The organism is Arthrobacter sp. NPDC089319 (assembly GCF_040684925.1).
Lineage (GTDB): Bacteria > Actinomycetota > Actinomycetes > Actinomycetales > Micrococcaceae > Crystallibacter.
Genome location: NZ_JBFBGZ010000001.1, coordinates 324,461 through 351,106 on the forward strand (window position 1 = coordinate 324,461; position 26,646 = coordinate 351,106).

General features: G+C 67.3%; 27 protein-coding genes and 1 tRNA gene. 11 read left to right on the forward strand and 17 right to left on the reverse strand.

Features of this window, described 5'->3' with window-relative positions:
• Positions 1 to 276: 276 nt before the first annotated feature.
• From asd to AB0N75_RS01600, 9 genes are all read right to left on the reverse strand, one after another.
• On the reverse strand, positions 277 to 1,434 hold the full coding sequence (asd, locus tag AB0N75_RS01560) for an aspartate-semialdehyde dehydrogenase (RefSeq protein ID WP_364644105.1): 1,158 nt from the start codon (positions 1,432 to 1,434) through the stop codon (positions 277 to 279).
• A 219-nt stretch (positions 1,435 to 1,653) separates the two neighbouring features.
• The gene (locus AB0N75_RS01565; RefSeq protein WP_364644107.1) at positions 1,654 to 2,343 is read right to left on the reverse strand and encodes a dihydrofolate reductase; all 690 of its coding nucleotides are present in this window, start codon (positions 2,341 to 2,343) and stop codon (positions 1,654 to 1,656) included.
• The gene (locus tag AB0N75_RS01570; RefSeq protein WP_364644810.1) at positions 2,340 to 3,101 is read right to left on the reverse strand and encodes a thymidylate synthase; all 762 of its coding nucleotides are present in this window, start codon (positions 3,099 to 3,101) and stop codon (positions 2,340 to 2,342) included. The genes AB0N75_RS01565 and AB0N75_RS01570 overlap by 4 nt, the downstream gene beginning before the upstream one ends.
• A gap of 97 nt (positions 3,102 to 3,198) precedes the next feature.
• A complete protein-coding gene (locus AB0N75_RS01575) occupies positions 3,199 to 3,606 on the reverse strand; it encodes a GntR family transcriptional regulator (RefSeq protein WP_364644110.1) in 408 nt (135 codons plus the stop codon).
• Positions 3,603 to 5,447 (reverse strand): hypothetical protein, encoded by a 1,845-nt coding sequence (locus AB0N75_RS01580; protein ID WP_364644113.1) that lies wholly within the window; start codon positions 5,445 to 5,447, stop codon positions 3,603 to 3,605. Before AB0N75_RS01580 ends, AB0N75_RS01575 begins: the two co-directional genes overlap by 4 nt.
• 132 nt (positions 5,448 to 5,579) lie before the next feature.
• Positions 5,580 to 6,539: an NUDIX hydrolase gene (locus tag AB0N75_RS01585; protein ID WP_364644116.1), complete on the reverse strand. Its 960-nt coding sequence runs from the start codon at positions 6,537 to 6,539 to the stop codon at positions 5,580 to 5,582.
• Positions 6,539 to 8,761, reverse strand: a complete 2,223-nt coding sequence (locus AB0N75_RS01590; RefSeq protein ID WP_364644119.1) for an RNA degradosome polyphosphate kinase — start codon at positions 8,759 to 8,761, stop codon at positions 6,539 to 6,541. Before AB0N75_RS01590 ends, AB0N75_RS01585 begins: the two co-directional genes overlap by 1 nt.
• Before the next feature lie 55 nt (positions 8,762 to 8,816).
• Complete coding sequence (gene mshD / locus AB0N75_RS01595; RefSeq protein ID WP_364644122.1) at positions 8,817 to 9,812, reverse strand: mycothiol synthase; 996 nt, start codon at positions 9,810 to 9,812, stop codon at positions 8,817 to 8,819.
• Between the two features lie 111 nt (positions 9,813 to 9,923).
• Positions 9,924 to 10,628: a response regulator transcription factor gene (locus tag AB0N75_RS01600; protein WP_364644125.1), complete on the reverse strand. Its 705-nt coding sequence runs from the start codon at positions 10,626 to 10,628 to the stop codon at positions 9,924 to 9,926.
• Positions 10,629 to 10,789: 161 nt separating this feature from the next.
• Between AB0N75_RS01600 and AB0N75_RS01605 the strand changes: the two genes are divergently transcribed.
• From AB0N75_RS01605 to AB0N75_RS01615, 3 genes are all read left to right on the forward strand, one after another.
• Positions 10,790 to 11,533, forward strand: coding sequence for a hypothetical protein (locus AB0N75_RS01605; protein WP_364644128.1), 744 nt, complete (start codon positions 10,790 to 10,792; stop codon positions 11,531 to 11,533).
• Between the two features lie 326 nt (positions 11,534 to 11,859).
• Positions 11,860 to 12,462, forward strand: a complete 603-nt coding sequence (locus AB0N75_RS01610; RefSeq protein ID WP_364644131.1) for an FABP family protein — start codon at positions 11,860 to 11,862, stop codon at positions 12,460 to 12,462.
• A 101-nt stretch (positions 12,463 to 12,563) separates the two neighbouring features.
• Positions 12,564 to 13,646, forward strand: a complete 1,083-nt coding sequence (locus AB0N75_RS01615; protein WP_364644134.1) for a glycine cleavage T C-terminal barrel domain-containing protein — start codon at positions 12,564 to 12,566, stop codon at positions 13,644 to 13,646.
• A gap of 131 nt (positions 13,647 to 13,777) precedes the next feature.
• Here AB0N75_RS01615 and AB0N75_RS01620 read toward each other — a convergent pair whose 3' ends face one another.
• From AB0N75_RS01620 to AB0N75_RS01640, 5 genes are all read right to left on the reverse strand, one after another.
• Positions 13,778 to 14,479 (reverse strand): GNAT family N-acetyltransferase, encoded by a 702-nt coding sequence (locus AB0N75_RS01620; RefSeq protein ID WP_364644137.1) that lies wholly within the window; start codon positions 14,477 to 14,479, stop codon positions 13,778 to 13,780.
• Positions 14,480 to 14,500: 21 nt separating this feature from the next.
• Positions 14,501 to 15,529, reverse strand: a complete 1,029-nt coding sequence (locus tag AB0N75_RS01625; protein WP_364644140.1) for a 6-phosphofructokinase — start codon at positions 15,527 to 15,529, stop codon at positions 14,501 to 14,503.
• Positions 15,530 to 15,830: 301 nt separating this feature from the next.
• On the reverse strand, positions 15,831 to 16,073 hold the full coding sequence (locus tag AB0N75_RS01630; RefSeq protein ID WP_241914663.1) for a PspC domain-containing protein: 243 nt from the start codon (positions 16,071 to 16,073) through the stop codon (positions 15,831 to 15,833).
• A 128-nt stretch (positions 16,074 to 16,201) separates the two neighbouring features.
• Positions 16,202 to 16,420 carry a hypothetical protein gene (locus AB0N75_RS01635; protein ID WP_364644143.1) on the reverse strand — a complete coding sequence of 73 codons (219 nt, stop codon included), beginning with the start codon at positions 16,418 to 16,420 and terminating at the stop codon, positions 16,202 to 16,204.
• Positions 16,417 to 18,330, reverse strand: a complete 1,914-nt coding sequence (locus tag AB0N75_RS01640; protein WP_364644146.1) for a PspC domain-containing protein — start codon at positions 18,328 to 18,330, stop codon at positions 16,417 to 16,419. Before AB0N75_RS01640 ends, AB0N75_RS01635 begins: the two co-directional genes overlap by 4 nt.
• 136 nt (positions 18,331 to 18,466) lie before the next feature.
• Here AB0N75_RS01640 and AB0N75_RS01645 point away from each other — a divergent pair, with 136 nt between their 5' ends.
• A complete protein-coding gene (locus tag AB0N75_RS01645; RefSeq protein ID WP_364644149.1) occupies positions 18,467 to 19,816 on the forward strand; it encodes a PspC domain-containing protein in 1,350 nt (449 codons plus the stop codon).
• A complete protein-coding gene (locus AB0N75_RS01650) occupies positions 19,813 to 20,463 on the forward strand; it encodes a response regulator transcription factor (protein ID WP_364644152.1) in 651 nt (216 codons plus the stop codon). Before AB0N75_RS01645 ends, AB0N75_RS01650 begins: the two co-directional genes overlap by 4 nt.
• Positions 20,464 to 20,818: 355 nt before the next feature.
• Here the strand turns inward: AB0N75_RS01650 and AB0N75_RS01655 are convergent, their stop codons facing one another.
• Positions 20,819 to 21,013 carry a hypothetical protein gene (locus AB0N75_RS01655; RefSeq protein WP_364644155.1) on the reverse strand — a complete coding sequence of 65 codons (195 nt, stop codon included), beginning with the start codon at positions 21,011 to 21,013 and terminating at the stop codon, positions 20,819 to 20,821.
• Here AB0N75_RS01655 and AB0N75_RS01660 point away from each other — a divergent pair.
• Positions 21,012 to 21,332: a hypothetical protein gene (locus AB0N75_RS01660; RefSeq protein ID WP_364644158.1), complete on the forward strand. Its 321-nt coding sequence runs from the start codon at positions 21,012 to 21,014 to the stop codon at positions 21,330 to 21,332. The two genes, AB0N75_RS01655 and AB0N75_RS01660, sit on opposite strands and share 2 nt — an antisense overlap.
• 54 nt (positions 21,333 to 21,386) lie before the next feature.
• Here AB0N75_RS01660 and AB0N75_RS01665 read toward each other — a convergent pair whose 3' ends face one another.
• Positions 21,387 to 22,607, reverse strand: coding sequence for a pyridoxal phosphate-dependent aminotransferase (locus AB0N75_RS01665; protein ID WP_364644161.1), 1,221 nt, complete (start codon positions 22,605 to 22,607; stop codon positions 21,387 to 21,389).
• A gap of 301 nt (positions 22,608 to 22,908) precedes the next feature.
• Between AB0N75_RS01665 and AB0N75_RS01670 the strand changes: the two genes are divergently transcribed.
• From AB0N75_RS01670 to rplA, 5 genes are all read left to right on the forward strand, one after another.
• Positions 22,909 to 22,981, forward strand: a tRNA-Trp gene (locus tag AB0N75_RS01670).
• A gap of 99 nt (positions 22,982 to 23,080) precedes the next feature.
• On the forward strand, positions 23,081 to 23,365 hold the full coding sequence (secE, locus tag AB0N75_RS01675; RefSeq protein ID WP_364644164.1) for a preprotein translocase subunit SecE: 285 nt from the start codon (positions 23,081 to 23,083) through the stop codon (positions 23,363 to 23,365).
• A 93-nt stretch (positions 23,366 to 23,458) separates the two neighbouring features.
• On the forward strand, positions 23,459 to 24,340 hold the full coding sequence (gene nusG / locus AB0N75_RS01680) for a transcription termination/antitermination protein NusG (protein ID WP_364644167.1): 882 nt from the start codon (positions 23,459 to 23,461) through the stop codon (positions 24,338 to 24,340).
• 127 nt (positions 24,341 to 24,467) lie between these two features.
• Positions 24,468 to 24,896 carry a 50S ribosomal protein L11 gene (gene rplK, locus AB0N75_RS01685; protein ID WP_127511028.1) on the forward strand — a complete coding sequence of 143 codons (429 nt, stop codon included), beginning with the start codon at positions 24,468 to 24,470 and terminating at the stop codon, positions 24,894 to 24,896.
• Between the two features lie 261 nt (positions 24,897 to 25,157).
• Entirely contained in the window at positions 25,158 to 25,865 is a 708-nt protein-coding gene (gene rplA, locus AB0N75_RS01690; RefSeq protein WP_127511029.1) for a 50S ribosomal protein L1, read from the forward strand.
• A 126-nt stretch (positions 25,866 to 25,991) separates the two neighbouring features.
• Here rplA and AB0N75_RS01695 read toward each other — a convergent pair whose 3' ends face one another.
• Positions 25,992 to 26,438, reverse strand: a complete 447-nt coding sequence (locus AB0N75_RS01695; protein ID WP_364644170.1) for a universal stress protein — start codon at positions 26,436 to 26,438, stop codon at positions 25,992 to 25,994.
• Positions 26,439 to 26,646 lie beyond the last annotated feature (208 nt).

Below are 26,646 nucleotides of genomic sequence, written 5' to 3' on the forward strand. Positions count from 1 at the left end.
CGGGACACGGGGGAGGCCGGTGGAGGACGGGACGGGTTGCGGACACGGGGGAGCAGCTGGTGGAGGACAAGAGAGGGATTAGGCACGGCCGCAGCCGAGGGTTGAGGCAAGGGGCGACGGGAGGAGCAGGCGGCGCTAACGGTGGAGCGCCGTCGCTCGTGGGAAAGAGTGCACGGCGGGCGGCGGATTCAACGGCAGGAGCCCGCCCCCCGAAGGGACGGGCTCCATGAGCGTCAGACCACCAGCAACGCCGGCTGCCTTACGGGGCTGGCAGTCCTAGAGGTTGCCGGTGGCGATGCGCAGCATGCGGCGCAGCGGCTCGGCAGCGCCCCACAGGAGCTGGTCTCCGACGGTGAAGGCGCTGATGTACTCGGGGCCCATTTCCAGCTTGCGGATCCGGCCCACCGGGATCTCCAGCGTGCCGCTGGCTGCCACGGGGGTGAGGTGCTCCATGGTGGCTTCCTTGGTGTTCGGAACCACGCGGGACCACTCGTTGTCGGCGTCGATGATCCGCTCGATTTCGGCCACCGGAAGGTCTTCGGTGAGTTTCAAGGTCAGCGCCTGCGAGTGGGACCGCATGGCGCCGATGCGCACGCACAGACCGTCGAACGGGATGCGCTGGTCATCGCTGAGCCCCAGGATCTTGTTCGTCTCGGCCGGCGCTTTCCACTCTTCCTTGGACTGTCCGTTGCCCAGGTCCTTGTCGATCCACGGGATTACGGAACCGGCCAGCGGCACGCCGAACTGGGAGGAATCCAGCTCGGGATTGCGCTGCTGGGCCAGGACCTTGCGGTCGATTTCCAGGATGGCAGAGGCGGGATCCGCCAGCTCGGCGGAAACTGCGGTGTTGAGCGAACCGAACTGGTTCAGCAGTTCGCGCATGTGCCGGGCACCCCCGCCGGAGGCTGCCTGGTAGGTCATGGAGGTTCCCCACTCGACCAGACCGTTCTTGAACAGCCCGCCCAGGCCCATCAGCATGCAGGACACGGTGCAGTTGCCGCCGATGAATTCCTTGACGCCGCGTGCCAGACCAGCGTCGATTACGTCCCGGTTCACCGGGTCCAGCACGATGATGGAGCTGTCCTGCATCCGCAGCGTGGACGCGGCGTCGATCCAGAGGCCGTCCCAGCCGGCATCGCGCAACTTGGGGTAGACCTCGGAGGTGTAGTCCCCGCCCTGCGCGGTGACGATGATCGGCAGCTTGGCGAGCGTCTCGACGTCGTACGCGTCCTGCAGTTTGCCTGCGTCGCCCGCGGCGGCACCGGCGAGGGCCGGGGCGTCGCCGCCGGCGTTCGACGTGGAGAAAAAGACCGGGTTGATCAGGTCGAAGTCGCCTTCATCCTGCATGCGCTGCATCAGGACGGAACCGACCATGCCGCGCCAACCGATCAGGCCGACGGACTGGACAGAGGAAGTGGCTGCGGGTGAAGTCATGCCATCTAGTTTACGGGCAGGGTCAATTTGGCTGCCGTGAGTTACGTGCCTCTGCGGGCTCATCCAGGGGTAGGCGTACGACGACGGTGCTCGGCTAGGGTGCCGTCGCCCGGTGCCGCCGCCCGGTGCCGCCGCCCGGTGCCGTCGCCCGGCGTCGGTGCATCTGGCAGCCGCGCTTAAAGCTCCCGTGACGGTGACTGAAGTAGGTCCAGGCCCGGGCTACTGCGCCCGGCTGTCCTCCCCGCGGACCCAGAGCGAGATGCGGTAGCGGGTGCCGTTGGCGGCGGTGCTCCAGCCCTCGGCGGGGGAGACGCCGTCGAGCTTCCAATCCGGGCCCAGTTGCGGGGCGTAGGTGTCGCCGTCGGTCTCCATGTCGATGACGGTGACCGAGGCCGCATTGGAATGCTGGGTGGTCAGGTTGAAAATCTCGCCGCCGCCAAGGATCCAGATTTCGTCGCCGCCGGGACTGGCTGCGGCCTCGGCCATCGCGTCCTCCACGGATTCGACGACCACAGCGCCCGCGGCCACCAACTGGTCGCGCATCTCCGGCCTGCGGCTGATCACAATGTTGGTGCGCCCGGGCAGCGGCCGGTACTTGTCCGGGAAGGACTCCCAGGTCTTGCGGCCCATGATCACGGGATGGTTGAGCGTGGTCCGTTTGAAGTGCGCCAGGTCTTCGGGCAGATGCCAGGGCATGCCGCCGTCGCGGCCGATCACGCCGTTGGTGGTCTGGGCCCAGATCATGCCGACCACCGGTGCCGACAGCGGCTGCCCGCCCTCGGTGGCGGCCGCGGCGGCAGTCACGGACTCGGCGACGCTATCCGGGTAGGGGCCCGGGCCGCCGGCGGGGCCTGCGGAGCTGGCGCTAGGTGCGCCGTCGGCGGGGCCTGCGTTGTAGTCGGCGCTCATACGGCCACCGGGGCCTTGATGGCCGGATGGTGCTGGTAGTTGGCCACTTCGAAGTCCTCCAGCGAGTAGTCGAAAATGCTCTCCGGCTTCCGCAGGATGTTGAGCGTGGGGTATGGGTAGGGATCGCGCGAAAGCTGCTCGCGGACTTGCTCCACGTGGTCGTCGTAGACGTGAACGTCGCCGCCGGTCCAGATGAATTCGCCCGGCTCCAGACCCACCTGCTGCGCCAGCATCAGGGTGAGCAGTGCGTAGGAGGCGATGTTGAACGGCACGCCCAGGAACATGTCCGCGCTGCGCTGGTACAGCTGGCAGGAGAGCTTGCCGTCCGCCACATAGAACTGGAAGAACGCGTGGCACGGCGGTAGCGCCATGTTCTTGATCTCCGCCACGTTCCACGCCGAGACGATGTGCCGGCGCGAGTCCGGATTGTTCTTCAACTCTTCCACCAGGTTGGCGATCTGGTCGATGTGCCCGCCGTCGGGCGTGGGCCAGGAGCGCCACTGGACCCCGTAGACCGGACCGAGCTCGCCGTCGGCATCGGCCCATTCATTCCAGATCTTGACGCCGCGTTCCTGCAGCCACTTCGCGTTCGAGTCGCCGCGCAGGAACCACAACAGCTCCAGCGCCACGGACTTGAAATGCACGCGTTTGGTGGTGATCAGCGGGAAGCCCTGGGCCAGGTCGTAGCGGATCTGGCGGCCGAAGACGCTGCGGGTTCCGGTGCCGGTGCGGTCCGATTTGGCCGTGCCGTTGGCCATGACGTCGCGCAGCAGGTCTTCATACGGGGTGGGAATCGCGTTCACAGCGTCCAGTGTAGTTGAGGGGTGCCGTGGCAACTGCCGGCGGAGCGCAGGCTCACAGCCCGTCCGGCGCGTTCCCGAGCGGGCGCCGCAGTTGGCCTCGGACCAGGTTCAGGACCGTTTCATCGTCCAGTCCCGCGTCCCGGGCCGCGCGCACCAACTGTACGACGGCGATGCCCACCTCGGCGGAGCCGGCTGCGGTTTGGTGCGTGGCGGCTGCCGCATCGGCCACTGTGGTGCCGTGGCGCCGGCGGCTGACCAGCAGGCCCGCGGCCTCAAGCTCTTTGTACGCCCGGGCCACGGTCCCCGCGGCAACTCCCAAGTCTGCCGCCAGGCTGCGCACCGGGGGCAGACGTTGTCCGGCCGCCAGGGTGCCGACCGCAATCAGCGACGCGACCTGGCTGCGGATTTGTTCATACGGGGGAGTCGGCGCCGCTAGGTCAACCCTGATTTGGGTGCTCATGGCGTGCGGTCTTTGCGGACCGCGGACTGGTCATGGTCCGGGCCGGGGCCGGAAGGGCCGCTGACGGTGTGGTCGGAGTGGCGCGTCACGGGGTGGCCGATATGGCCGGCCACCGAGCGGCGCGGTCGCGCTGCTCCGGGGAGTAGCGCCAGCACGATGGCGGCCAGATAGAGCACTGCCGTGGTGATGCGGAGCGCCGTATGCGCACTAGGGGAAAGCCGGTACACGTTCCAGGCGACGGTGTCGTCCAGGAACCAGCCCCAGCCAGCGGGATGTGCGTTGAGCAGTTGGGCGGTCAGGGCGAAAAGACCGGCGGCGGTCATCCGCGCAACGCGGAAGCCGGAAGCGCGGCGGAGCAGGTTGTCGGCCTCCGGGGTTGCCTCGAACAGCCGGGGGCGGCGGTGCACCAACAGGATGGCGGCTGCGCAGAGCAACAGCAGGAAAGCACCGGCCACGGTGAAGGCTGCCAGCAGGTCGGGCTGCCGGCCCGGTGCGGCAGCATTGAAGCCGATGGCGGCGCCCAGCAGCACCGCGCCGCCTGCAACGGCGGCCAGGAGCGGGCGCGGGACCAGCTGGGCCGCGGGCATCGGCCGGGCATGTCCGAGCGAGCCGGAAGCGTCGGACGATCTGGTGTGGCCGCGCCAAAGCCGAACCTCTCCCGTTGCAACAACGGCCGAAAACACGGCCACCGGAACGGCAAACGCCAGCGGCAGCAAGAGTTGGGACGAAGCAGGGAACACGGGGTTCCCGTTGTCGGGGCCGGTGGCCGACTGTACAGCGAAACTGGCCCACCCGCCCACAGCAACCAGCGCGAGTGCGGTGAAGACCATCGCGGCAGTATGCATGGACTCCGTGATCTCCTGCCCCGCGGCATAGCTGCCGCGGTAGATGACCGGACGGCCCGGACTGCCGTCGGGGGCCAGCAGCGGAGGTCGCCACAGGGCCATGGCGATCATCAGGGTGATGGTGAGCCAGCCTGCCAGCTGCTGTGCGGGTTCCCATCCGGTGTCCGGTATCGGTCCGTCGAGGATGAAGGTGGGCACCTGCTGGTTGGCGAAGTTGACTGCCATGGTGCCGAGCGCGGCGAAGAGCAAGGTGGCCGTGCGGAACAGGCGGTTGATCAGGATGCGCCGCAGGACGTCGTTGTCCTCGCGGTTGAGTGAGTCCACGGAGCGCCGTCGTACGATGATCGCCGTCGCCGTGGCAACGCCGGCCGCGAGCGTCAGGATGCCGATCAGCAGGATCGGGGCGAAGTAGCTGCCGGGCTGGCGGCCGTTGTGTTCCCCGGTGACTTCAACACCGTCGAAGGACTGGGTGCCGCTGAAACCCTCGATGCCCGGAAGCTCCCAGACGGACGTCGCCGCGGCCACGGCCAGCACCGCCGCCCCGGTCATGACCGAGAGCAGCGCCGTCGGGAGGTAGTCGCGGAGGCGGCGGATGGTGACGTCGGCGCGGCGGACCCTGCCGCGGGGCTTGGGCCAGGTGTATTGGCCGATGATGTAGATTCCGGCCAAGCTGACCAGCGGCACCAGAACGGTCAGCAGGTCCGCCAGCCAAGAAGGCGCTGGTGTATGTCCGGCGTAGTAGGCGGCCGGAACGTCGCCGACCTTGGAGGCCGCGGACAGCCCGCTGGCGAAGAACGCGATGAGGGCCGTCCAGAACGCATGCATCCGGGCTGCATCCCGCCCGGCCACATCCGATGGGCCGGAGTTCACGACTGAACCGGGCGCCGCGAGGGTGGCTGCACTATTTCCCACCCTGCCGGCGATGATCCGCAGCACGACGTAAATGATGGCGGCACCGAACAGCAGGCCGGTGATGGTGCTGGTCAGTAAATCCACGAGCCCCCTCGCCCTGTATCAATGGATCAAGTATTTGATACATAACGGCAGGGGTCAAGAGTGTGGGCTCCGGGGCCACGGCCCGGCGAGGGCTTGTTGGGCCGTCGCCGGTAGCCGGTCAGTCGTCAGCCGTCAGTCGTCGTAAGCGTCGAGGATCTCCATCGCCACGATTTTGCCGTGCTTCTTCTTGGAGATGTGGCAGACCAGCACGGCCCCGGGCCGCAGGTAGGGGTCCTCGGTGGGCAGTTTCGCGGCGAGCAGGGGGTCCATCCGGGCTGCCAGCACCTTGAACAGGTTGGGCAGCACGGGCCGGTGGGTGCAGACGGCGGTGGGCTTGCCCTTCTCCAGCATCTGGAACAGCGCGGCCCGGGCCTTCTTCGGGTTGCGCTCGTTGTTGTGTTCGGTGATGGCGTCCACGGTCCGCAGTTTGGTCTGCGTGTGCATGGCGTACGGGGTGACGGTCTGCACGCAGCGCAGCCACGGGCTGGAGACAATCCGCTTGGGTTTCCACGCGGAGAGCATCCGGCAGACCGCCAGCGCCTGCCGCCGCCCGGTGGCCACCAGCGGGCGCTCGCCCTCGGCCTGGGACCACGCGGACCGCGGTTTTGCCTTGGCATGGCGGACGACGACGAACGGATAGGTATCGAGTTCGTCCCGCCGGTGCGCGGCCTCCAAGGCATCCAGCGGTTCGACATCGGAAGGGTTGGTCAGCAGTTCGCGGGCCTTGGCCGGCGGGCACCAGAGCACGCGGTCCACCTCGTTGCCGTCCGGAACCGGTTCTTGTTTGTCCAGTTTGGCGGCCCAGTACAGCACCTGCTTGAGCCCGGGATTCACCTTGTAGTAGATGGTGGGCAGCGGAATGCCCAGCCGGATCTGCACGCCTATTTCCTCGTCGACCTCGCGCACGGCACACTCGGGCGTGGTTTCGCCGCTGTCCAGCTTGCCCTTAGGCCAGGACCAGTCGTCGTAACGCGGCCGATGGATCAGCAGTACCTCGAGGCGGCCCTGGCGGACGCGCCAGCACAGGGCCCCAGCAGCGGTGACTTTGACGCCCGGGGGAGCACCGGCGTCGTCGGTTTTGTTCTGCGTCATCAGCGGCGGCTGAGGGTGCGCTGGCGGGACCGGGAGGCGAGCAGCCAGGACTGGATATCCGAGAGCGGGTTGCCGTCGTCGTCCTTGTGATGCCTGGTCCAGGCGCCGTCGCTGTCCAGGTGCCAGCTGGCGGTGCCCGGGTCCATGTACCGGTCCAAGACGGCCAGCAGGTCGTTGATGTCCTCGCGCGAGTTCAACTGCACCAGGGCCTCAACGCGCCGGTCCAGGTTGCGGTGCATCATGTCGGCGGAGCCGATGTAGACCACCGGGTCGCCGCCGTTGGCGAAGCCGAACACACGGGAGTGCTCCAGGAACCGGCCCAGGATGGAGCGGACGCGGATGTTCTCGCTGAGCCCCGGCACTCCCGGGCGGACGGCGCAAATGCCGCGGACGATGACGTCCACCTTTACGCCGGCCTGCGAGGCGCGGTAGAGCGAGTCGATGATGGCCTCGTCCACCATGGAGTTCACCTTGATCACCACGCGGGCGGCCAGCCCGGCCTTGCTGTTGGCGATTTCCTTTTCGATCCGGTCGATCAGGCCCGAACGCACCGAGCGCGGTGCCACCAGCAGACGCTTGAAGGTGGACTTCGGGGCGTAGCCGGAGAGCTGGTTGAACAGCTTGGAGAGGTCCTCGCCGACCTGGTAATTGGCCGTCAGCAGACCCAGATCCTCGTAGTAGCGGGCCGTGCGCGGGTGGTAGTTGCCGGTGCCGATGTGGCAGTAGCGGCGCAGGCCGTCGCCTTCCTGGCGCACCACCAGTGAGAGCTTGCAGTGCGTCTTCAGGCCCACGATGCCGTAGACCACGTGGACGCCGGCTTGCTCCAGCTTCCGGGCCCAGTCGATGTTGGCCTGCTCGTCGAACCGGGCCTTGATCTCCACCAGGGCCAGCACCTGTTTGCCCGCTTCGGCGGCGTCGATCAGCGCATCCACGATCGGAGAATCGCCCGAGGTCCGGTACAGCGTCTGCTTGATCGCCTGTACCTTCGGGTCTGCCGCGGCCTGCTCCAGGAAGGCCTGCACCGAGGTGGAGAACGAGTCGTAGGGATGGTGCAGCAAGATGTCGCGCCGGCGCATGGCAGCGAACACATTCGCGGCCTTGGACGTTTCGCTCTCGTTCAGGAAGCGGCTGGTGTGCGCCAACTGCTTGGGGTACTTCATATCCGGCCGGTCGATCCGGTAGATGGCTTCCAGGCCGCGGAGGTCCAGCGGCGCGGGGAGCGCGTACACTTCGGACTCCTCGACGCCGAGTTCGCGCACCAGCAGTTCGCGCACGCTCGGGTTGATGTCCGTGGCCACTTCAAGCCGGACGGGCGGGCCGAAGCGGCGGCGCAGCAGTTCCTTTTCCAGCGCCTGCAGCAGGTTCTCGGCGTCGTCCTCTTCGACTTCCAGGTCCTCGTTGCGGGTGACCCGGAAGGTGTGGTGTTCCAGCACCTCCATGCCCTGGAAGAGCAGGTCCAGGTGCTGGGCGATGACGTCTTCCAGCGGGATGAACCGCGCGGTGCGGCCGGGGACCGAGCCGGCCCGGGGGCCGTCCACGGAGATCAGCCTGGAGAGCTGGTCGGGGACCTTGAGCCGGGCGAAGAGTTCCTTCTCGCTCACCGGGTTGCGCACAATCACGGCCAGGTTCAGCGAGAGCCCGGAGATGTAGGGGAAGGGGTGGGCCGGGTCCACCGCCAGCGGGGTCAGGATCGGGAAGACCCGCTCCCGGAACATCACGGACAGCTCGGTGCGGGCCGCCTCGTCCAGCTCGTCCCAGCGCACAATGTGGATGTGCTCATACGCCAAGGCCGGACGGATCTGCTCGGCGAAGATCCGGGCATGGCGGTGCTGCAGCTTGTGCGCGGCGACCTTGATCTGTTCCAGTTGCTCGCTGGGCGAGAGGCCGGCGGCGGACGGCACGGCCAGTCCGGTGGCGATCCGGCGCTTCAGGCCGGCCACCCGGACCATGAAGAACTCGTCCAGGTTGGAGGCGAAGATGGACAGGAAGTTCAGCCGTTCCAGCAGGTAGAGGTCCTCGTCCTCGGCCAGCTCCAGGACCCGCGCGTTGAAATCCAGCCAGCTGATCTCACGGTCCAGGAACCGTTCCAGGGTGAAGTCCCCGTCGGGTGCCAGCGAGGGGGCGAATTCCGGAATGTCGATGCGGTCCTGGGTGGCGCGGGCAGGAACCATCTCGGAGGACCCTAAGCGCGGAATGGCTGCGGCTTCAGGTTCGGTGACCATGCTCTCTCCTGCTGTCGGCGGGCCGGGACTGTCCTCTCAACGAGGCGCCGGTTAGCTATAAGGTTACCGACTCTTGCCGGTCAGCCTGAGCCTGGACTGCATACATCACGTCCGCATCCCAGCGGGTAAAGCCGAGCTTGCGGTACAGCCCCACGGCGGGCTCGTTGTCCGCGTCTACGTAGAGCATGATCGCGTGTTCGCCGGCGTCCTGCAGGTGCTTGATGCCGGCAATGGTCAGGGCCTTGCCCAGCCCGGTGCCCTGCGCCTGCGGCGTCACTCCGACCACGTAGACTTCGCCGATGGACGGGTGGCTGCCGGCCCGCGGATGGATTTTGGTCCAGTGGAAACCGAGCAGCCCGCCGCCGACCCGGCGCTCGGCGAGCAGGAACCCTGCCGGGTCGAACCAGTCCTCGGCCATGCGGGCCCGCAAATCGGACAGGGTCATGGCGCCTTGTTCAGGATGGTCGGCAAAGGCGGCGGCGTTCGCGGCCAGCCATGCTTCTTCGTCCTGGCCGGGCACGAAGGTGCGGATGACGACGTCGGCCGGCAGTTCGGCGTCGGGCATCCCCGCGGGGTGGGTCAGCCGCATCCGCCAGAGTTCGCGCACGGGCGCGAAGCCGAAGCGGGCGGCCAGCCGTCCCGCTGCCTCGTGGCCGCCGTGCGACCAGGCCTTCAGCTCGGGCAGTTCGGCGTGCTGCTGCACGGCTTCGGCCAGCCGCAGGCCCACACCTTCGCCGCGGTAGGACGGGTGCACCACCAGCTCCAGCACGCTGTCGGCGCCGGCGGCAGTGGCCAGGCTGACGACGGCGACGCCGGCCAGCGCGCTCGCGGTGGCGGGATCGGAGCGCTCTTCGCCGGCGTAGGTGGCCAGCACCAGCAGGTCCGCGGAGTCTCCGGAGCGCAGGTTTACCCAGGTCTGCTCGGAGAGCGGCGGGTTTCCGTCGGATTCTTCGGCGGCGGCGGCGAGCGCCTTGATGTCCGCGAGGGTCTCGGTGTCAGGGGCGCCCTTGATGGTCAGCACGGGCCACAGGTCGGAATCCGATGCAGTCATGAGCACAGACTATCCGAGCAGGCAACGACGGCGGGGTGGGGCAGCCCGCCGCCCGACGGAACCGCCGCCAATTAGGCCCGACGCGTGCATTGCGGGTCCGCGGAGGCCCGGTCAGCCGGTGACGTCGGCGGGTTCCTCTTCGGAGGCGCGGACCAAGGTGAAGCGGTAGCCGACGTTGCGGACGGTGCCGATCAATTGTTCGTGGTCGGAGCCCATCTTGGCCCGCAGCCGCCGCACGTGCACGTCCACCGTGCGGGTTCCGCCGTAGTAGTCGTAGCCCCAGACTTCGTGCAGCAGCTGGTCTCGGGTGAAGACCCGGCCGGGATGCTGGGCCAGGTACTTGAGCAGTTCGAATTCCTTGTAGGTCAGGTTCAGCGGCTGCCCGCCCACGCGCGCCGTGTAGCTGGCCTCGTCGATCACCACCCCGGAGGCGTGGATCTCCGTGCTGGTTTCCGCATCGCCGGCATGCGCCCGGGCGATCACCAGCCGCAGCCGCGCCTCCACCTCGGCCGGGCCGGCGGTATCCAGGACCACGTCATCGGCCAGCCAGTTGGCGCTAACGGCGGCCATGCCGCCCTCGGTCAGGACCAGCACCAGCGGTGCGCTCAGCCCGGTGGCCTTCAGCAGTTGGGTGAGCGAGCGCGCACCGACCAGATCCTTGCGGGCATCGACCATGACCACGTCGGCCGGGTCGGTTTCCAGCAGCGCCGTGGGTTCGGCCGGCAGGATGTGGACCTTATGGTTCAGCAGTTCAAGGGCCGGCAGCACGCCAATCGACGAGCCGGGGCTGTTGGTCAACAGCAGAATGTGCGGCATGGTTCCTCCAAGGGGTTTGCGGCGCACATCATCGGGCTGGGCCCGGAAGGTCCTCACTATGCAGGCGGATCCTGCCGGACGGTGGCACAAGTATAACGCCCGCAGCCTGCGCCGCCGCGGCTTCTCGCACCGGCCCTGCGTCATAGGGCAGTATGACTAGCGTGAAAACGTGGATCGTCGCCGTAGCCGCGGCCGCCGTACTGTGCGCCGTCGTCGGTGCCTCCTACCTGTCCCTTCCCGCGCTGACTGCCGTGGTGTGCGTTGCCGCTGTGGTGGTCGGCGTCGGATGGCCGGTACTGCTGGAGGTGCCGGCCAAAAAGACCCTGGCCGTGGTCATCTCCCTGGCGGGAATTGCGACGGCGGTGCTCGCCGGCGTGGCGCCCGCCGGCATGCCGCTGCTGTGGATGGCGGTGGTGATCGCGCTCGGCGTGATGGCCGTGTTCCTGATCCAGTTGCTCCGCGGCACCGGGCAGCCGCACCGGCTCGAGTCCACCTTCGGCGCCAGCGCCGGCCTGGTGCTGACCTCGCTGGGCGCCGGCTGGGTGGCGGCCGAACGGCTCTCGGCCAATACCGCCAACACGGGCATGATGCTGGTGACGGGCATCAGCATGCTGGTGGCCATCGCCGCCTGCCTGCTGCCCTGGCCGGACCGCATTGTGGCGCCGCTGGGCGTGGTGCTGGCCACGTTGGCCGGGACGCTGGCCGCCCCGCTGTTCTCCAACGTGCCGATGTTCCCCGCCGCGGTCGTGGGAGCCGTCGTCGGCATCATCCTGGTCTGCTTCCGGCGGCTGATCCTGGCCGGCGGCGGCCCCACCCGGCTGCCGGCCATGCTCGCTGCGGGCGCGGCACCGGTCATGGCCTCCGGCTCGATGGTCTACTTCCTGGAACGGATGCTGTTGCGCTGATCCGGCTGCTGTGCTGACCCGGCTGTTGCGCTGATCCGGCTGCTGTGCTGACCCGGTTCCTGCGTTGGCCCAAGCGAGGCGCGGGAGGGTGCCGTGCCCGGCGCCGGGATGCTCGCCCGGTTGTTGATCGAGGTCACAGCGGGTGGTTACGTAGCAAGCAGGCATCCTTCCGTTCGGGCCGTTACTATGGAGCCATGTCGTATCTCGGTCTTGAAATCGCCTTCCTTTCCCTGCTGGTCCTCGCCGGCCTGTCCATCGCGGCCGTCGCCTCGCTGGTGGTTGTCCGCCTGTTCAAGGGCCAGAAGTAAGCGGCCCCTCTCTTCATCATGCCGATTGAACTCCCCACGGAACTGACCCCGGAGCTGGTGCCGCTGTCATGGCTGCTCGGCAGCTGGGAAGGTGCTGGCCGGCTGGGTGCGGGCGAGGATGAGGACGAGCACTTCGTCCAGAAGGTCACGTTCACGCAGAACGGCTTGCCCTACCTGCAGTACACCGCCGAAAGCTGGCTCACCGACGAGGACGGCAATCGGTTGCGGCCGTTGACGGTGGAAACCGGCTTCTGGGCTCTCGACCGTAAACTGAACGACGCCGACGTCGGTCCGGGCCTGGTCCCGGCGGACATTGTGCCGGCGTTGAAGTCGGCGGACGAGGTCGAAGAGTTGCGCAACGCCGACGGCGGGTTCGACATCACTGCCACCATCGTTCACCCCGGCGGTATCTCGGAGCTCTACTACGGCCAGATCAAGGGCCCGCGGGTGCAGCTGAGCACCGACATGGTGATGCGCGGGTCACAGTCCAAGGATTACAGTGCGGCCACCCGGATTTTCGGCCTGGTCAACAATGACCTGTACTGGCGCTGGGACGTGGCCGCAGCCAAGGGCAAGGATCTGGCCCCGCACGCCTCGGCAATCCTCACCAAGCGCCCGTAAACCAGCCGGGACGGCCCGCCGGGCCTGCGGGTGTAGGACCGGCGCGCCCGCGGGGCGGCCTCCCCGGGAATTCGGCACCGCCGTCAGGAGTTGACCCCAATATGACCTACCGCAGCCCACTGCTTCTGCAGCCCGGCGCCGTCGAAGCCTCCGGGTCCGACGCCGGCGTTGCCGCCCACTACTCCGATCCGCTGCGTGAACAGCGTGCGCTGGCCCGCGGTGAAGCAGTGGTGGACCTGTCCCACCGCGGCGTGGTGACGGTGGCCGGTGAAGACCGGCTGAGCTGGCTCAATACCCTTTCGTCGCAGCTGCTGCTGAACCTGCAGCCCGGCCAATCCAGCGAGGCGCTGCTGCTGACGGTGCAGGGCCGGATCGAGTACGACGCCCGGATTGTGGACGACGGCGAACGCACCTGGCTGATCGTCGAATCCTTCGAGGCAGCGCCGCTGGCCGCATGGCTGGAATCGATGAAGTTCATGCTGCGGGTGAACATCGCGGATGTTTCCGCGGATTGGTCCGTGGTCGGTTCGGTCAAGCCGGTGCCCGCGTTCGATGGCAGGACCGTCTGGCGGGACCCGTGGCCGCAGATCGGCGCCGGCGGCTATGCCTACACCGGGATCGAGGAACCGCAGCATCCAGGCCTGGAACGGACATGGTACGAATATCTGCTGCCGGCCGCCGAACTCGAATCCACCGTCTCCGGTCTGCAGCTGGCAGGCGTCTGGGCGGCCGAGGCGCTGCGGATCGCGGCCTGGCGCCCGCGGTTCGGCGCGGAGACGGACGAGAAGACCATTCCGCACGAGCTGGACCTGCTCCGTACCGCCGTGCACTTGGCCAAAGGTTGCTACAAGGGCCAGGAAACCATCGCCCGCGTGCACAACCTGGGCCATCCGCCGCGCCGGCTGGTGTTCCTGCAGCTGGACGGCTCGCAGCACACGCTGCCTGCCCCGGGCAGCGACGTGCTGCTCGGCGACAAGCGCGTGGGAGCCATTACCTCCGCGGCGCAGCACTACGAAATGGGTCCGATCGCCCTGGCCGTGGTCAAGCGCTCGGCCGATCCGCAGGCCCAGCTGACGGTGGTGGACGGCGACGAGAGCTATGACGCCGCCCAGGAAGTCATTGTCACCACCGACGCCGGCCAGGTGGTCGGCCGGCAGACCGGGTTCCTGCGCGCGCCGCGCTGAGACGTTCGCGCGGAAGTTTGGGCAGGAAGCTCCCCCTGAAGTTTGGGCAGGAAGCTCCCCCTGTAGTTTGGGCAGGAAGCTCCCCCTGTAGTTTCGGCCGGTAGTTTCGGCAGGGCTGGTCCCTCGGCCGCCTAGTCCTTCGGCAGGATCACCGACGTCTGGGTCCCGGCGTCCCAGAAACCCAGGCTCGCGGCCAGCGCCCGCGAGGCCTCGTTGGATTCGTGTGAGCGCCACTGCGGGATGAGCCCGGAGGAGAGCGCCTCGTGGCCGGCGATGGCCGCGATCAGCGCACCGGCACCGCGGCGCCGGTAGCTGGGTGCGGTAAGCACCCCCACGTTGGCCAGGATCTGCTGCCACTCCTTGTAGCCGGCGCCGGCCATCGGCGTGCTGCCGTCAAGCAGCACAAAGGACTTGTCCATGCCGGCCAGCCCCACTTCATGGATGTCATCCGGCGGGCACATACCCTCCAGACGGGCGACGTCGCTGCCCGCGGTGGAAACGGTAACCTCCCGTTCGGGCTGCACCACGGGCAGATCGTCGGCGTAGGACAGCACCGCTCTGCCCAGTCCGTGGCCGCCGCGCTCCCGGCTCACCTGCATCAGCGTCTGGTGCTCCGCCAATTCGTCGTCCGGGTACTGGGCTGCCGCCTCCACCGCCCATTCCGGCCCGACCAGCGCGGATCTATCGAACAGGCGCACGAAGGTGAGCGCACCGGCGTCGTTGTTGATCTTGGTCAGCCGGCCTCCACCGGAGGCGAAGGCATTGTCGGCAAATCCCAGCAACCGCGCCCACGCCAGCAGCACAATGTCGGAGGTTCCTGCGTCCAATCGCATACCGGCCAGATTACTGAAGGCTCAGCCGAAGAGAACCCTTGCCTCGTCGTATCGGTGCTGCGGGACCGTTTTTAAATTGTTCAAAGCGGACTCGAATCCAACATGCGCGATGTCCGTGCCCTGCAGCGCCACCATGGTGCCCCAGCGTTCCTCCACGACCGAATCCACTACCGCCATTCCCAGCCGGGTGGCCAGCACGCGGTCGTAGCCGGAGGGAACTCCGCCGCGCTGGATGTGTCCCAGCGTGGTGGCCCGGGTTTCGATGCCGGTTCGCGCCTCCAGTTCCGGCGCCAGCCGTTCGCCGATGCCGCCCAACCGAGGCCGGCCGAACCGGTCCAGCCCGCGCTCGGCGTGCGGGCCCAGCTCGCCGTCCGGAACCCAGCCTTCTGCCACCACCACCAAGGGCGCGCGGCCGCGTTTCTGCGCGTGCAGCACCCACTCGGAGACCTGGTCCATAGTGACGCGCTGCTCCGGGATCAAGATGGCATGTGCGCCGGAGGCCATACCCGCGTGCAGCGCGATCCAGCCGACGTTCCGGCCCATGACCTCGGCGATCATACAGCGGTGGTGCGATTCGCCGGTGGTGCGCAACCGGTCGATGGCCTCGGTGGCGATCTGCACGGCGGTGTCGAAACCGAAGGTGTAGTCGGTGGCTTCCAGATCGTTGTCGATGGTCTTGGGCACGCCCACGATCTTCAGGCCGGCCAGGGTGAGCCGGTGTGCTCCGGCCAGGGTGCCCTCGCCACCGATCACGATGACCGCGTCGATGCCGAGCTTGTCCAAAGTCCGCTGGATGTTATCCGGGCCGCCGTTCGGGCCCTCGTACGGGTTCGTGCGGGAGGTGCCCAGGATGGTGCCGCCCTGCTTGGAAATACCCCGCACCTGGTGCCGCGGCAATTCCATGATGTCGCCCTCGACCACGCCCCGCCACCCGTCGCGGAAGCCCACGAACTCGTGCCCGTGCACGGTGATGCCTTTGAGCACGATGCCGCGGATCACCGCGTTCAGGCCGGGGCAATCCCCGCCGCTGGTCATGATGCCAATCCTCATGGGTACTCCTTCTCGGTGCCTGGCCGGTCAGTGCGAGCACCCCATTGAGCCCGCCTCGATTGTACGTAGGAACCCTGCCACAGTCACAAGGACGACGGCGGGGCGTCGCCGGGGTGAGTCGGTTGGCTGCCGGCGGGGTCGGTCGGCAGGATGCCGGCGGGCCGATGGGCGGGGCGTCGCCGGCGTCGGCCAGCCGGGTGTCGGAGTCCTCAGTACAAGCCGTCTGTTCCCGGCGGCATAACGTACCGGAGCCCCTGCTTCTGCGGAGGCTCCGGTACGTGGCTGTCGCTGGCAGCGCGGATCAGAACTTGCGGAGCAGGTTCTCCAGCGCGATGCTGCCATCGTATTTCGGCAGCAGGAGCCACAGCACCAAGTAGGTGCCGATGCCGATGCCGGGGAACAGGAAGATCAGCAGGGTGGCGATTCGCACCCACGTCACGTCCCAGCCGAACTTTGCCGCAATGCCACCGCAGATGCCGGCTACCCAGCGGTCGGGACCGCGGCGGACAGGGCTGGAGCGGAGTGCTCGGTAAAAAGTTTCCATTGAACCATGCTTTCGTGTTCGGGAGTTGTTGTCACTGGGGGTTCGGCTGTCTGGGTCCAAATGCTGCCCGGAAGCCGGAAGCCGGAAGCCGGAACCGGCGGCCCGGCGATATCGCGGGTCGCCCTGGGCTACCGGCCGCGGTTGCGGGTGGCGCTCAGCACCCCGGCGACCACCAGGGCGATGCCAGAACCGATCAGCAGGGCGATCAAGACATAGGCCCAGTTGAAGCTGATGTTCCACCACGTTCCGGCGACCACCAGCAGGCCGACGACCACGGCGATCAGTCCCCAGATGATGGTGCCCACGCGGGGCCGGCGATCATTGTCGTGACTAAGTTCAGTACTCATCGGGTCTGCTCCAGTTCGCTAACGGTCAGGATATCGACGCTGCTGACCACGCCCCTGATGGAGAGGACGATCTCCGGCGCGCCGCCGTCGTCGTTGATGATGTAGGTTCCCGGCTGCCAGACGCCGGACTGCCGCCCGCTGTCCTCGGGGGTGGCGTATTCGACGTTGCCCAGTGCCATCTGTGTTTCAACCTTGACCGGCACGTCGTCGGGAATGATGACGGTGACGGACGCGGCGACGGCGTTGACCGGGACGACGGCGGGGCCGCCGACGCGGGAACCGGACACGCTGCGCAGGTCCACGGTCCCGTTGCCGGCCACCACGCTGTAGCCGTCGCCCTCCGCCGGGGCGGAGGCGGAGGTCCAGGTGCGGTTGGAGGCAATGGCAAAGTTGTTTGCGGTCCACTGCATTCCGGCGGAAAAGACCAGCGACAGCACGAGTCCTACGGCGGCCAGGAATCCGAGGATTCCGGAGGTGCGGCCCAGGGCGCCCGTAACGACGACGCCGATGCCGATCACGATCAGCGCGGAGGCAATCGCGACAGGTACTACGTTCAGGCCCAGCTCAACGAATTCCAGTGCGTTCAGTCCCAGCACTGCGCCGGCGGCCAGCATGGCGGCGCCCAGGGTCAGTGCGATGGCTGCGCCCGAGGGGCCGCGGGGGCCAATCTTGGCCGGAACCGGTGCGGGCTGCGGGTACGGTCGCGGCTGCGGATACATCGGACGCGGTGTCCCCTGGAAACTGCCGGGGGTGCCGTGGCCGAATCCGGTCCCGGCAGCCGACGTCGAACCGTAGCTGGAGGTTGTGTTGTAGCCGGAGCCGGGGGAGTGGCTCAGGCCGGAGTGACTGCCCGGGGCCGGATCGGTGGAGGCCGGGTCGGCGGAGTTGGTAAACGCGGCGGTGCCGGGCCCGGAGGCAGTGGGTGCGGTCGGGAAGCCCGCGGCGCCGTGCTGCGGTGTTCCGGCGGGAGCACCGTCCTTGTTGCGCGTGGCGAGCCAGTAGACAAAGAACGCCACGGCGCCTATCCAGATGGCCGCCCAGACGAAACCGCCGAAGCCCCAGCCCCAATCGTTGGAGAACCAGCCGAAGGGCCGGCTGAACACCCCCAAAACGGTTAAGATCACTGCGCCGGTCATGCCGGCAGTCCAGCTGCTGCGGCCTGCTTCTTCGGCATGGATACGGCCGTCCGGCTCGGGCAGCAGCGCCCAGGCAATGCCGTAGAGCAGCCCGCCGAGGCCACCGAAGACGGCCAGCAGGATGAACAGCCCGCGGACCAGGATCGGGTCCAGCCCGATCCGGTGCCCGATGCCGGAGGCAACGCCGCCGATCCAGCGGTCCTGCCCGCGGGTGATGCCGAGGTTGCGAAACCAGCTGAAAAACGGGTTGCTCGGCGGCGGCACCGGCGTTCCGGGCGGCGGGGGAGGGAAAGCTCCGGAAGCGCCCGACGGCGGAGGCGGCGGAAAGCCGCCGTTGCCGCCGTCAAACCCTGGTCCGCCGGTGTGGCCCGATCCTGCCGGTCCACCGGAGAAGCCGGATCCGATCGGCGTGGTCGGGTAGGTTGCCGAGGCAAGGGGCTCGGTGGGATTGGTTCCACGGTCGGCGCGGGAAGCGTCGTCGGGCTGTGCTGCCTCGACGGGCTCAGCCTCGTCGTAGCGTGCAGCGTCGTCGGCGTGGGTAGCCGCAGCCGGCGCAGAGTCGGGCTCGGAGTCGGGCTCGGCAGCGTCTGCTTCCACAGTCGCCGGTTCTGCGGCAGTTGCTTCGACGATCTCAGGCTCGCCGGATGCGGATGCCGGGGCGGGCCCGGAAGCGGGTTCGGGAACGGCCGGCTGCTGGTCCGGTTCGTCGGTGCGGTCAGTGCCGTCATTGTCAGTGCCGTCATTCTCGGACGGGGTCGGTGCGTGTGAGGTCATAGTTAGATCATTCCAACTGGCCGCACCTTCCTCTATGGGGTGCCACCCTGACCCTTCCCTGACCGCCCGGCCGGGGTTCCCCTGAATTCGCGCCTGATGGTAGGTCGGGGGCTGCGGCGCATGCTTGGATTAACCCATGCGAGAACCACTCATCCGGTCGACCGAGGACCGCATCATTGCGGGCGTGTGCGCGGGCCTGGCCCGGCATCTGAACGTCTCGGTCGGAATCGTCCGGGTGGGCATGGTGGCTCTGGCGCTCGCCGGCGGCGCCGGGGTGCTGCTGTACATCTGGCTCTGGCTGCTGGTGCCGACCGCCGCCGATGAAGCCCTGGCCGCCGAGCGCGCCTTCAACCCACGCGACATCGCGGAGAACTTCGCCCGGGGCTTCGGCGCACCGGCCAACCCGGACGGCAACGGCCCGGCTGCCCCGCCAGTCCGCCGTCCCGTCAACCAGCCGCTCCCTCAGCCCGGGACCCCTGCACCGATCGCCGCAGGCACCGGCACACGCCGACTGCTGCAGCGCGGCGGCAAGGAAATCCTGATCGGCGCGGCCCTGGTGCTGGCGGGCGGTGCCGTCGTCGCACAGATCGCCGGCATCAACCTTCCGTGGGGCACCTGGCTGCCCGTCCTCGCCATTGCGGCCGGCGCAGCGATCGCCTGGATGCAGTTGGACGATTCCCGGCGCAGCGGACTGATGGACCGCGCCGGTGCCACCGGTGCGCAGGGCGCCGTGCGGTTGCTGGCCGGGCTTGTGCTGGTAGTGGCCGGCATCGTCACCATGGTCTCCGGGTCGATCACGTGGGAGGCGATGTGGCCCACCTTGTTTGCCTCCCTGGCCGTCCTGGCCGGCGTCCTGCTGGTCTTGGCACCGTGGGTGCTGAAGTATTGGCGCGATCTGGAGACCGAGCGCTCCGGCCGCATCCGCGAGACCGAACGCGCCGAAATCGCCGCGCACCTGCATGATTCGGTGCTGCAGACGCTCGCGCTGATCCAGAACCGCGCGGGGTCGGAACAGGACGTCACCCGACTGGCCCGCGCGCAGGAACGCGAACTGCGGGAGTGGCTGTACCGGGACAAGCGGCAGGAAGAAGGCAACTTGGTGGACCGGGTGAAGGCGGTGGCCGCGGAGATCGAAGACGCGTACGGGCACCCGGTGGATGTGGTGGCCGTTGGTGATGCGGAGATGACCGACCGGCACGAGGTGCTGGTGCATGCCACCCGGGAAGCGGTGCAGAACGCGGCTAAACATGCAGGGGGTGGCATCTCGGTCTATGTTGAGTGCACACCCGGTCGCAGCGAAGTCTTCGTCCGCGACCGCGGTCCCGGGTTCGAACTGGCGTCTGTGCCGCCGGACCGGATGGGCGTGCGCGAATCGCTGATCGGCCGGATGGAACGCCACGGCGGGCAGGCCCGGATCCGCAATACCGGCAGCGGCACCGAAGTCCACCTCAGCTTGGAACACCCTCAGGAAGGAACCGCATCGTGACCGAACCTATCCGCGTGGTCGTTGTGGACGACCACGCCATCTTCCGCTCCGGCTTGAAGGCCGATCTGGACGAGCGGATCGAGGTGGTCGCCGAGGCGGCGACCGTGGAGCAGGCGATTGCGGCCATCCATGAGCAGCGGCCCTCCGTGGTGCTGCTGGACGTGCACCTGCCCGGCGGCCGGGGCGGCGGCGGTGCCGAGGTAGTTGCCGGCTGCGCAGCCTTGCTGGGCGAGACCAAGTTCCTGGCCCTGAGCGTTTCCGACTCCGCCGAAGACGTGGTCACTGTCATCCGGGCCGGCGCCCGCGGCTATGTCACCAAGACCGTATCCGGGGCGGAAATTTCCGACGCCGTTCAGCGCGTGGCCGGCGGCGACGCCGCCTTCTCGCCGCGACTGGCCGGGTTCGTGCTGGACGCCTTCGGCACGGCAGCAGTTGCCAACGTCGACGACGAACTGGACAAGCTCTCCGCCCGTGAGCTGGAGGTCATGCGGCTGATCGCCCGCGGCTACCAGTACAAGGAAGTGGCCAAGGAGCTGTTCATCTCCATCAAGACGGTCGAAACCCACGTCTCGTCCGTGCTGCGTAAGCTGCAGCTCTCCTCCCGGCACGAGTTGACCCGCTGGGCCGTCGACCGCCGGATCCTTTAGCCACCGGGGCGCCGGAACGCTCAGCAGGCTAGTGTCATGGACTCGGTGATGGCTCTGCGCCAGCAAGGCAGAATTGCACGTTGGTGTCGGCTGCGGGACTCAGGTGTCAGGGCCCGATGTATGAAGGAAGCCGTTCACGCGGGGACCATTCATCGGATCAGATTTGGTCTTTACGCTGTTCCAGATGTTGTCGCTGAATATGCACAAGCCAAGGCGATGGGTGCCTCCGTCGGGTGTTTCAGTGCGGGGGCGTTGCACGGCTTGTGGGTGCATCGGCCTCACCGCGGCCTCCCTGTGAGTGCTCCGCGCAGCGTTGCCAGGCCGCGCTTTGGCAAGGGTGTATCGAACGCGTGATTCACACGGCACAGTCGTTCCGATGGACGTCTGCCTCCGGCAGGTCCTGAATTGCCTCCCACTCAGAGAAGCGCTGGTCGTCGTGGAGTCTGCCGTCGTTCAAGGCTTTGACGGTGGAGGAGGTGTTTCGGCTCAGCCGTGGACGGGGGAGCAAGCGGGCCGACGAGGTCATTGCTGCCATCAATCCTGCATCCATGTCAGCGCCTGAAACGCTCGCTCGCCAGGCGCTGCGTTCGTCGGGTTACAAGGTGGTCTGTCAGCGACGGATCGAAGGGGTGGGCAGGATCGATCTGGAAGTCGAGGACCGCTTGCTGCTGGAAATCGACGGCAAGGCCCATCACTCCGACGAGGCGTCCGTCATCGAGGACCGGCGCCGCTGGAACGAGCTGACATTCCTCGGCCGGGACCTGCCAGTACTGCCTGCCCGGGATATTCTCGATGATCCAGAGTCCGTCTTGCGGCATGTTGACCGGTACTTCGCCGGCAATGCTGTGGCAGCCGCTCGGGCGGGCTAGCGAAGCATCGCAGCTCGAGGCCCCGGGCCCGAAGGCCCGGGGCCTCGAGCCGGCTTACTTGGCTTTGCCTAGGAACTCCTGCAGGCGGCCGACACCGGTAGCCAGGTCGTCGTCGCCGAGGGCGTAAGACAGCCGCACGAAGCCGGACGGTCCAAAAGCCTCACCGGGGACGACGGCCACCTCGACCTGATCGAGGATCAGGGCGGCCAGCTCGGCGGAGGTCGCCGGACGGATGGTGCCGTCCGCCGTCGGGAATTCCTTGCCCAGCAAGCCGCGGACGTCGGCGTAGGCGTAGAACGCCCCCTTCGGCGTCGGGCATTCCACGCCGTCGATGGCGTTCAGGGCGTCCACCATGGCCTTGCGGCGCCGGTCGAAGGCGACCTTCATTTCGTCCACCGCGGTCAGCGGCCCGGAGACTGCAGCCAGCGCGGCCATCTGGGACACGTTGGCCACGTTGGAGGTGGCGTGCGACTGCATGTTGGTGGCGGCCTTGACCACGTCGTTCGGACCGATCATCCAGCCCACGCGCCAGCCGGTCATCGCGTAGGTCTTGGCGACGCCGTTGAGGATGACCACCTTGTCGCCCAGCTCCGGCGCCGCGGTAGCGATGGACGTGAACGGCATCCCGTCGTAGGTGAGGTGTTCGTAGATCTCGTCGGTGATCACCCACAAGCCCTTGGCGGCGGCCCAGCGGCCGATCTCGGCCACCTGCTCCGGCGAGTAGACCGCGCCGGTCGGGTTGGACGGGGAGACGAACAGCAGCACCTTGGTGTTGTCGGTCAGGACGGCCTCAAGTTGGTCGATCGTCACCAGGTAGCCCTGCTCCGGTCCGGCGAAAACCTCCACCGGGACGCCGCCTGCCAGCCGGATGGCCTCCGGGTACGTGGTCCAGAACGGGGTGGGGACCAGGACCTCGTCGCCCGGATCCAGCAAGGTGGCGAACGATTCGTAGACGGCCTGCTTGCCGCCGTTGGTCACCAGTACCTGGGACGGATCCACCTGGAAGCCGGAGTCACGCAGCGTCTTCTCCGCGATGGCCTGCTTCAGTTCCGGCAGCCCGCCGGCGGGGGAGTAGCGGTGGAAACGCGGCTGCCGCGCGGCTTCGATGGCGGCCTCGACGATGTACTCCGGAGTGGGGAAATCCGGTTCGCCCGCGCCGAAACCGATCACCGGTCGTCCGGCAGCCTTCAGCGCCTTGGCCTTGGCATCGACGGCGAGGGTGGCGGATTCGGCGATGGACGCGATGCGCCGGGAGACGCGGGCGTTGGCAGGCATGGGATTCCCGTCTTCAGTAGCGTGTAGGACTGTTCCATAGTCTAGGTGCAGGCCGTCGGCCATGTCCTGTCCGAGGAGGCGCCGCGGCCGGCTGCACGCCCGGCGCGGCGGCCGGCGAGCCGCCGGTGGTCAATGGGCAGGCTGAAATGTTGCATAATGGATCAGTCGCCTCATCGAGGTGGCAAAACGGGGTCCGGTTCGACGTCGGCGCATCGCTGGCGTAAACTAGATCTCCGGTGTTGAAAACGCCATGATGTTCCATGCCCGCCCGGCGGGAGCGTCAGGCGCTATTCGGCTCCATAGGGTAGTGGCGCAATTGGTAGCGCAGCGGTCTCCAAAACCGCAGGTTGCAGGTTCGAGTCCTGTCTGCCCTGCGCAGAACCGTCGCAGATAAGACTGCAGCAGTTCAGCATCCCAGCACGAAGCAGTGGTTCAGGCCGGCCGAGGCCGACCGGGGCCGGACACCGGACAGAATGAGTGAGGCCAGGTTGACCGATACGGCTGCCAATAGTCCCAAGGGACGCCCCACCGGACGAAAGACCGACAAGCGCGGTTTCTTCGCCCGGATCATTTTGTTTGTCCGCCAGACCATCGCAGAACTCAAAAAGGTCGTCACGCCGACCCGCAGGGAACTGGTGAACTACACGCTGGTGGTGATCGCTTTCGTGGCCATCATGATGCTGCTCGTTACGCTGCTGGATCTGGTTTTCGGCCAGGCCGCGTTCTTCGTCTTCGGAGACGGCATACCCGAACAGTAACGCCCGTGTATGCGGCAGCCGTACGGATGGACGACGACGACGGCGGAAAGCCGGCGCGAGCCAAGTGAGCTGAAGAAGAAAGCAGGAAGCCAAGTGTCCGACCAGGAACTCGAAGCCCAGAACTCCGAAGAGAACGTGGAGCTGGAAGCAGACGAGCAGGTTACCGAGACCGGCACCGACGAGGTGTCGGCTTCCGGCGTTGAAGCCGAAGAGACTGCCGGTACCGATCTGGCCAGCGAGCTTGACCAGGCCGCCGAAGACGCCCCGGTTCTCGACGAGGCGGCCGAAGCCGCCGCCGAGGCAGGCATGACCGAAGCCGCCGCAGCCGATGAGGCCGCGGAAGAGGTCGAGCAGACCGAAGAGGAAGCGCTGGAAGCCTTCCGCGCCAAGCTGCGCCGCCAGCCAGGCGACTGGTACGTCATCCACTCCTACGCCGGCTACGAAAACCGCGTGAAGGTCAACCTGGAGACCCGTATCCAGACCCTGAACATGGAGGATTTCATCTACGAAATCCAGGTCCCCATGGAAGAGGTCGTGGAGATCAAGAACACCACGCGCAAGCTGGTCAAGCGTGTGCGCATCCCCGGCTACGTGCTGGTCCGGATGGACCTGACCGACGCCTCCTGGGGCGCGGTCCGCCACACTCCGGGCGTGACCGGCTTCGTGGGCAACGCCCACAACCCCGTGCCGCTGAGCCTCAAGGAAGTTGCTTCCATGCTGGAGCACACCATTACCGGCGCCAAGCCGGAGGCCGGTGGCAAGGCAGCGGGCAAGGCCGCAGCCTCGAGCACGCCGATCACCGTCAACTTCGAGGTCGGCGAGTCGGTGACCGTCAACGACGGGCCGTTCGAGACCCTGCCGGCGACGATCTCCGAGATCAAGCCGGAATCCCAGCAGCTGGTGGTGCTGGTGACCATCTTCGAGCGCGAAACCCCGGTGACGCTCTCGTTCAGCCAGGTCACCAAGATCCAGTAACCCAAGACTTCGTGCGGATACGGACCCGCTTTGTCCGGATCCGCACGGGCGGCCGCCACGCCATGGCGGCCAACCACCGCAGGCACGCTCCTGTGCCGCGGTACGTAATGTGAGAGAAGGACCCGATATGGCCCCCAAGAAAAAGGTCACCGGCCTCATCAAGCTGCAGATCCAGGCAGGCGCCGCCAACCCGGCACCGCCGATCGGTCCGGCGCTTGGTCAGCACGGTGTCAACATCATGGAATTCTGCAAGGCGTACAACGCCGCCACGGAATCCCAGCGCGGAAACGTGATCCCGGTTGAAATCACGGTCTACGAAGACCGCTCCTTCACCTTCATCACCAAGACCCCGCCGGCAGCCGAGCTGATCAAGAAGGCCGCAGGCGTGCAGAAGGGTTCGGCTACCCCGCACACCAACAAGGTTGCCAAGCTGACCCAGGCGCAGGTCGACGAGATCGCCACCACCAAGATGGACGACCTCAACGCCAACGACATCAAGGCTGCTGCCAAGATCATCGCCGGCACCGCCCGCTCCATGGGCATCGAGGTCGAGTAGCGAGGAGCTCGCGTACGGTGAGGGCCGAGGAACGAGGCACTCGCCGGAAGCAAGCACCGCAGCTGCTCGACAATGGAGCACTGTCGAGGGCTAAGCACCCTCAAACCGGTGGTCGTCCAAGGCAAACGTCCTGTTTCGGCCCCACCAAGACAATTCAAAAAAACGACGGCGAGATAGCTCGCCAAAGGTGGGAACACCGCCGTCGTTGTGGCAGGGCCGAGCGCGGTCCGCAGACCACAACTGCACAAGGAGAAAAAGCAGATGGCAAAGCGCAGCAAAGCATATGAGGCAGCTGTAGCCAAGATCGAGGCGGACAAGCTTTACGCCCCGGTCGAGGCAATCACCCTGGCCAAGGAGACCAACCCCTCCAAGTTCGACGCGACCGTCGAGGTGGCTTTCCGCCTCAGCGTTGACCCGCGTAAGGCCGACCAGATGGTCCGCGGCACGGTCAACCTGCCGCACGGCACCGGCAAGACCGCCCGCGTGCTGGTCTTCGCCACCGGCGACAAGGCTGAGGCCGCAATCGCCGCCGGCGCCGACTTCGTTGGCTCGGACGACCTGATCGAGAAGATCCAGGGCGGCTGGACCGACTTCGACGCCGCCGTGGCGACGCCGGAACTGATGGGCAAGGTCGGCCGCCTGGGCAAGGTCCTGGGTCCGCGTAACCTGATGCCGAACCCGAAGACCGGTACGGTGACCCCGGACGTGGCCAAGGCTGTCAACGACATCAAGGGCGGCAAGATCGACTTCCGCGTCGACAAGCACGCCAACCTCCACTTCATCATCGGCAAGGTGTCCTTCGACGCCAACAAGCTGGTGGAGAACTACGCCGCCGCCCTGGAAGAGGTGCTGCGCCTGAAGCCGTCCGCTTCCAAGGGCCGCTACATCTCCAAGGCAACGGTCGCCACCACCTTCGGCCCCGGCATCTCCGTGGACCCGAACGTGACCAAGGTGGCCGTGGAGGCCTAGTCAGGACTTCACGTGCGCCGGGCAACGGCGTCCGCCGGCAATGGCCGCAGCATCATGCTGCGGCCATTGCCCTTTAATTTGGCCGTTGAGGCGATTGGCCGTTTAGCTACTGGCACCGGCGGAGTTTTAGGTGGTCTTGTCGGCTTCCGGAGTGTGTACGACCACGACCGGGCAATGTGCGTGTGCCACACAAGCCGAGCTGACGGAGCCGACCAGCAAGCCGCCGAAACGCCCGTGCCCGCGGCGCCCGACCACCAGCATCCGGGCACCTTTGCTGGCCTCGATCAAGGCCTGCCGGGCGGCTCCCCGCACCAGACGTGTCCGGACGTTGTTGTCCGGGCCCAGAGCCTTGTTGACGGAGTCCTGCAGGATCTGCCCGGCCCGCTCTTTGAACCCGTCAATTCCCATGACCGTGTAGCCGTCGTACATCTGCGGAAACTCCCAGACGGCGATGGCTTCAACGTCGGCGCCGAGCGGTTCGGCCAGGCGTTGGGCCTCACGCAGGGCCGCGAGGGAAGCGTCGGAGCCATCGACTCCGACGACGACTATGCCGCTGGCGCTGTTGCTGGCCATGGCTGTCTCCGATCCTTGTGTCCGCTGTGGTGTTCTGGCGCAGGCCTGCACCCGGCCCCGGGCCGGTCCTGTGTTTGGTCAGCCTACGCCGGACCGCCCGTCCCTTCCATCCTGTTCCGGGTGCGCCGCCCGCCGTGTGGTGCGGGTAGGCCGGGCCGGCGGCGGGAGCACCGGCTCTGGTGTCGGCCACAGGCCATGCCGTAAGGTG

Bases quoted from the DNA above. Each gene is read 5' to 3' on its own strand.
- asd (WP_364644105.1), bottom strand. From the start codon at position 1,434: ATGACTTCACCCGCAGCCACTTCCTCTGTCCAGTCCGTCGGCCTGATC.
- AB0N75_RS01565 (WP_364644107.1), bottom strand. From the start codon at position 2,343: ATGAGCGCCGACTACAACGCAGGCCCCGCCGACGGCGCACCTAGCGCC.
- AB0N75_RS01570 (WP_364644810.1), bottom strand. From the start codon at position 3,101: ATGGCCAACGGCACGGCCAAATCGGACCGCACCGGCACCGGAACCCGC.
- AB0N75_RS01575 (WP_364644110.1), bottom strand. From the start codon at position 3,606: ATGAGCACCCAAATCAGGGTTGACCTAGCGGCGCCGACTCCCCCGTAT.
- AB0N75_RS01585 (WP_364644116.1), bottom strand. From the start codon at position 6,539: ATGACGCAGAACAAAACCGACGACGCCGGTGCTCCCCCGGGCGTCAAA.
- AB0N75_RS01590 (WP_364644119.1), bottom strand. From the start codon at position 8,761: ATGGTCACCGAACCTGAAGCCGCAGCCATTCCGCGCTTAGGGTCCTCC.
- mshD (WP_364644122.1), bottom strand. From the start codon at position 9,812: ATGACTGCATCGGATTCCGACCTGTGGCCCGTGCTGACCATCAAGGGC.
- AB0N75_RS01600 (WP_364644125.1), bottom strand. From the start codon at position 10,628: ATGCCGCACATTCTGCTGTTGACCAACAGCCCCGGCTCGTCGATTGGC.
- AB0N75_RS01610 (WP_364644131.1), top strand. From the start codon at position 11,860: ATGCCGATTGAACTCCCCACGGAACTGACCCCGGAGCTGGTGCCGCTG.
- AB0N75_RS01615 (WP_364644134.1), top strand. From the start codon at position 12,564: ATGACCTACCGCAGCCCACTGCTTCTGCAGCCCGGCGCCGTCGAAGCC.
- AB0N75_RS01620 (WP_364644137.1), bottom strand. From the start codon at position 14,479: ATGCGATTGGACGCAGGAACCTCCGACATTGTGCTGCTGGCGTGGGCG.
- AB0N75_RS01625 (WP_364644140.1), bottom strand. From the start codon at position 15,529: ATGAGGATTGGCATCATGACCAGCGGCGGGGATTGCCCCGGCCTGAAC.
- AB0N75_RS01630 (WP_241914663.1), bottom strand. From the start codon at position 16,073: ATGGAAACTTTTTACCGAGCACTCCGCTCCAGCCCTGTCCGCCGCGGT.
- AB0N75_RS01635 (WP_364644143.1), bottom strand. From the start codon at position 16,420: ATGAGTACTGAACTTAGTCACGACAATGATCGCCGGCCCCGCGTGGGC.
- AB0N75_RS01640 (WP_364644146.1), bottom strand. From the start codon at position 18,330: ATGACCTCACACGCACCGACCCCGTCCGAGAATGACGGCACTGACAAT.
- AB0N75_RS01645 (WP_364644149.1), top strand. From the start codon at position 18,467: ATGCGAGAACCACTCATCCGGTCGACCGAGGACCGCATCATTGCGGGC.
- AB0N75_RS01660 (WP_364644158.1), top strand. From the start codon at position 21,012: ATGTCAGCGCCTGAAACGCTCGCTCGCCAGGCGCTGCGTTCGTCGGGT.
- AB0N75_RS01655 (WP_364644155.1), bottom strand. From the start codon at position 21,013: ATGGATGCAGGATTGATGGCAGCAATGACCTCGTCGGCCCGCTTGCTC.
- AB0N75_RS01665 (WP_364644161.1), bottom strand. From the start codon at position 22,607: ATGCCTGCCAACGCCCGCGTCTCCCGGCGCATCGCGTCCATCGCCGAA.
- secE (WP_364644164.1), top strand. From the start codon at position 23,081: ATGAGTGAGGCCAGGTTGACCGATACGGCTGCCAATAGTCCCAAGGGA.
- rplK (WP_127511028.1), top strand. From the start codon at position 24,468: ATGGCCCCCAAGAAAAAGGTCACCGGCCTCATCAAGCTGCAGATCCAG.
- rplA (WP_127511029.1), top strand. From the start codon at position 25,158: ATGGCAAAGCGCAGCAAAGCATATGAGGCAGCTGTAGCCAAGATCGAG.
- AB0N75_RS01695 (WP_364644170.1), bottom strand. From the start codon at position 26,438: ATGGCCAGCAACAGCGCCAGCGGCATAGTCGTCGTCGGAGTCGATGGC.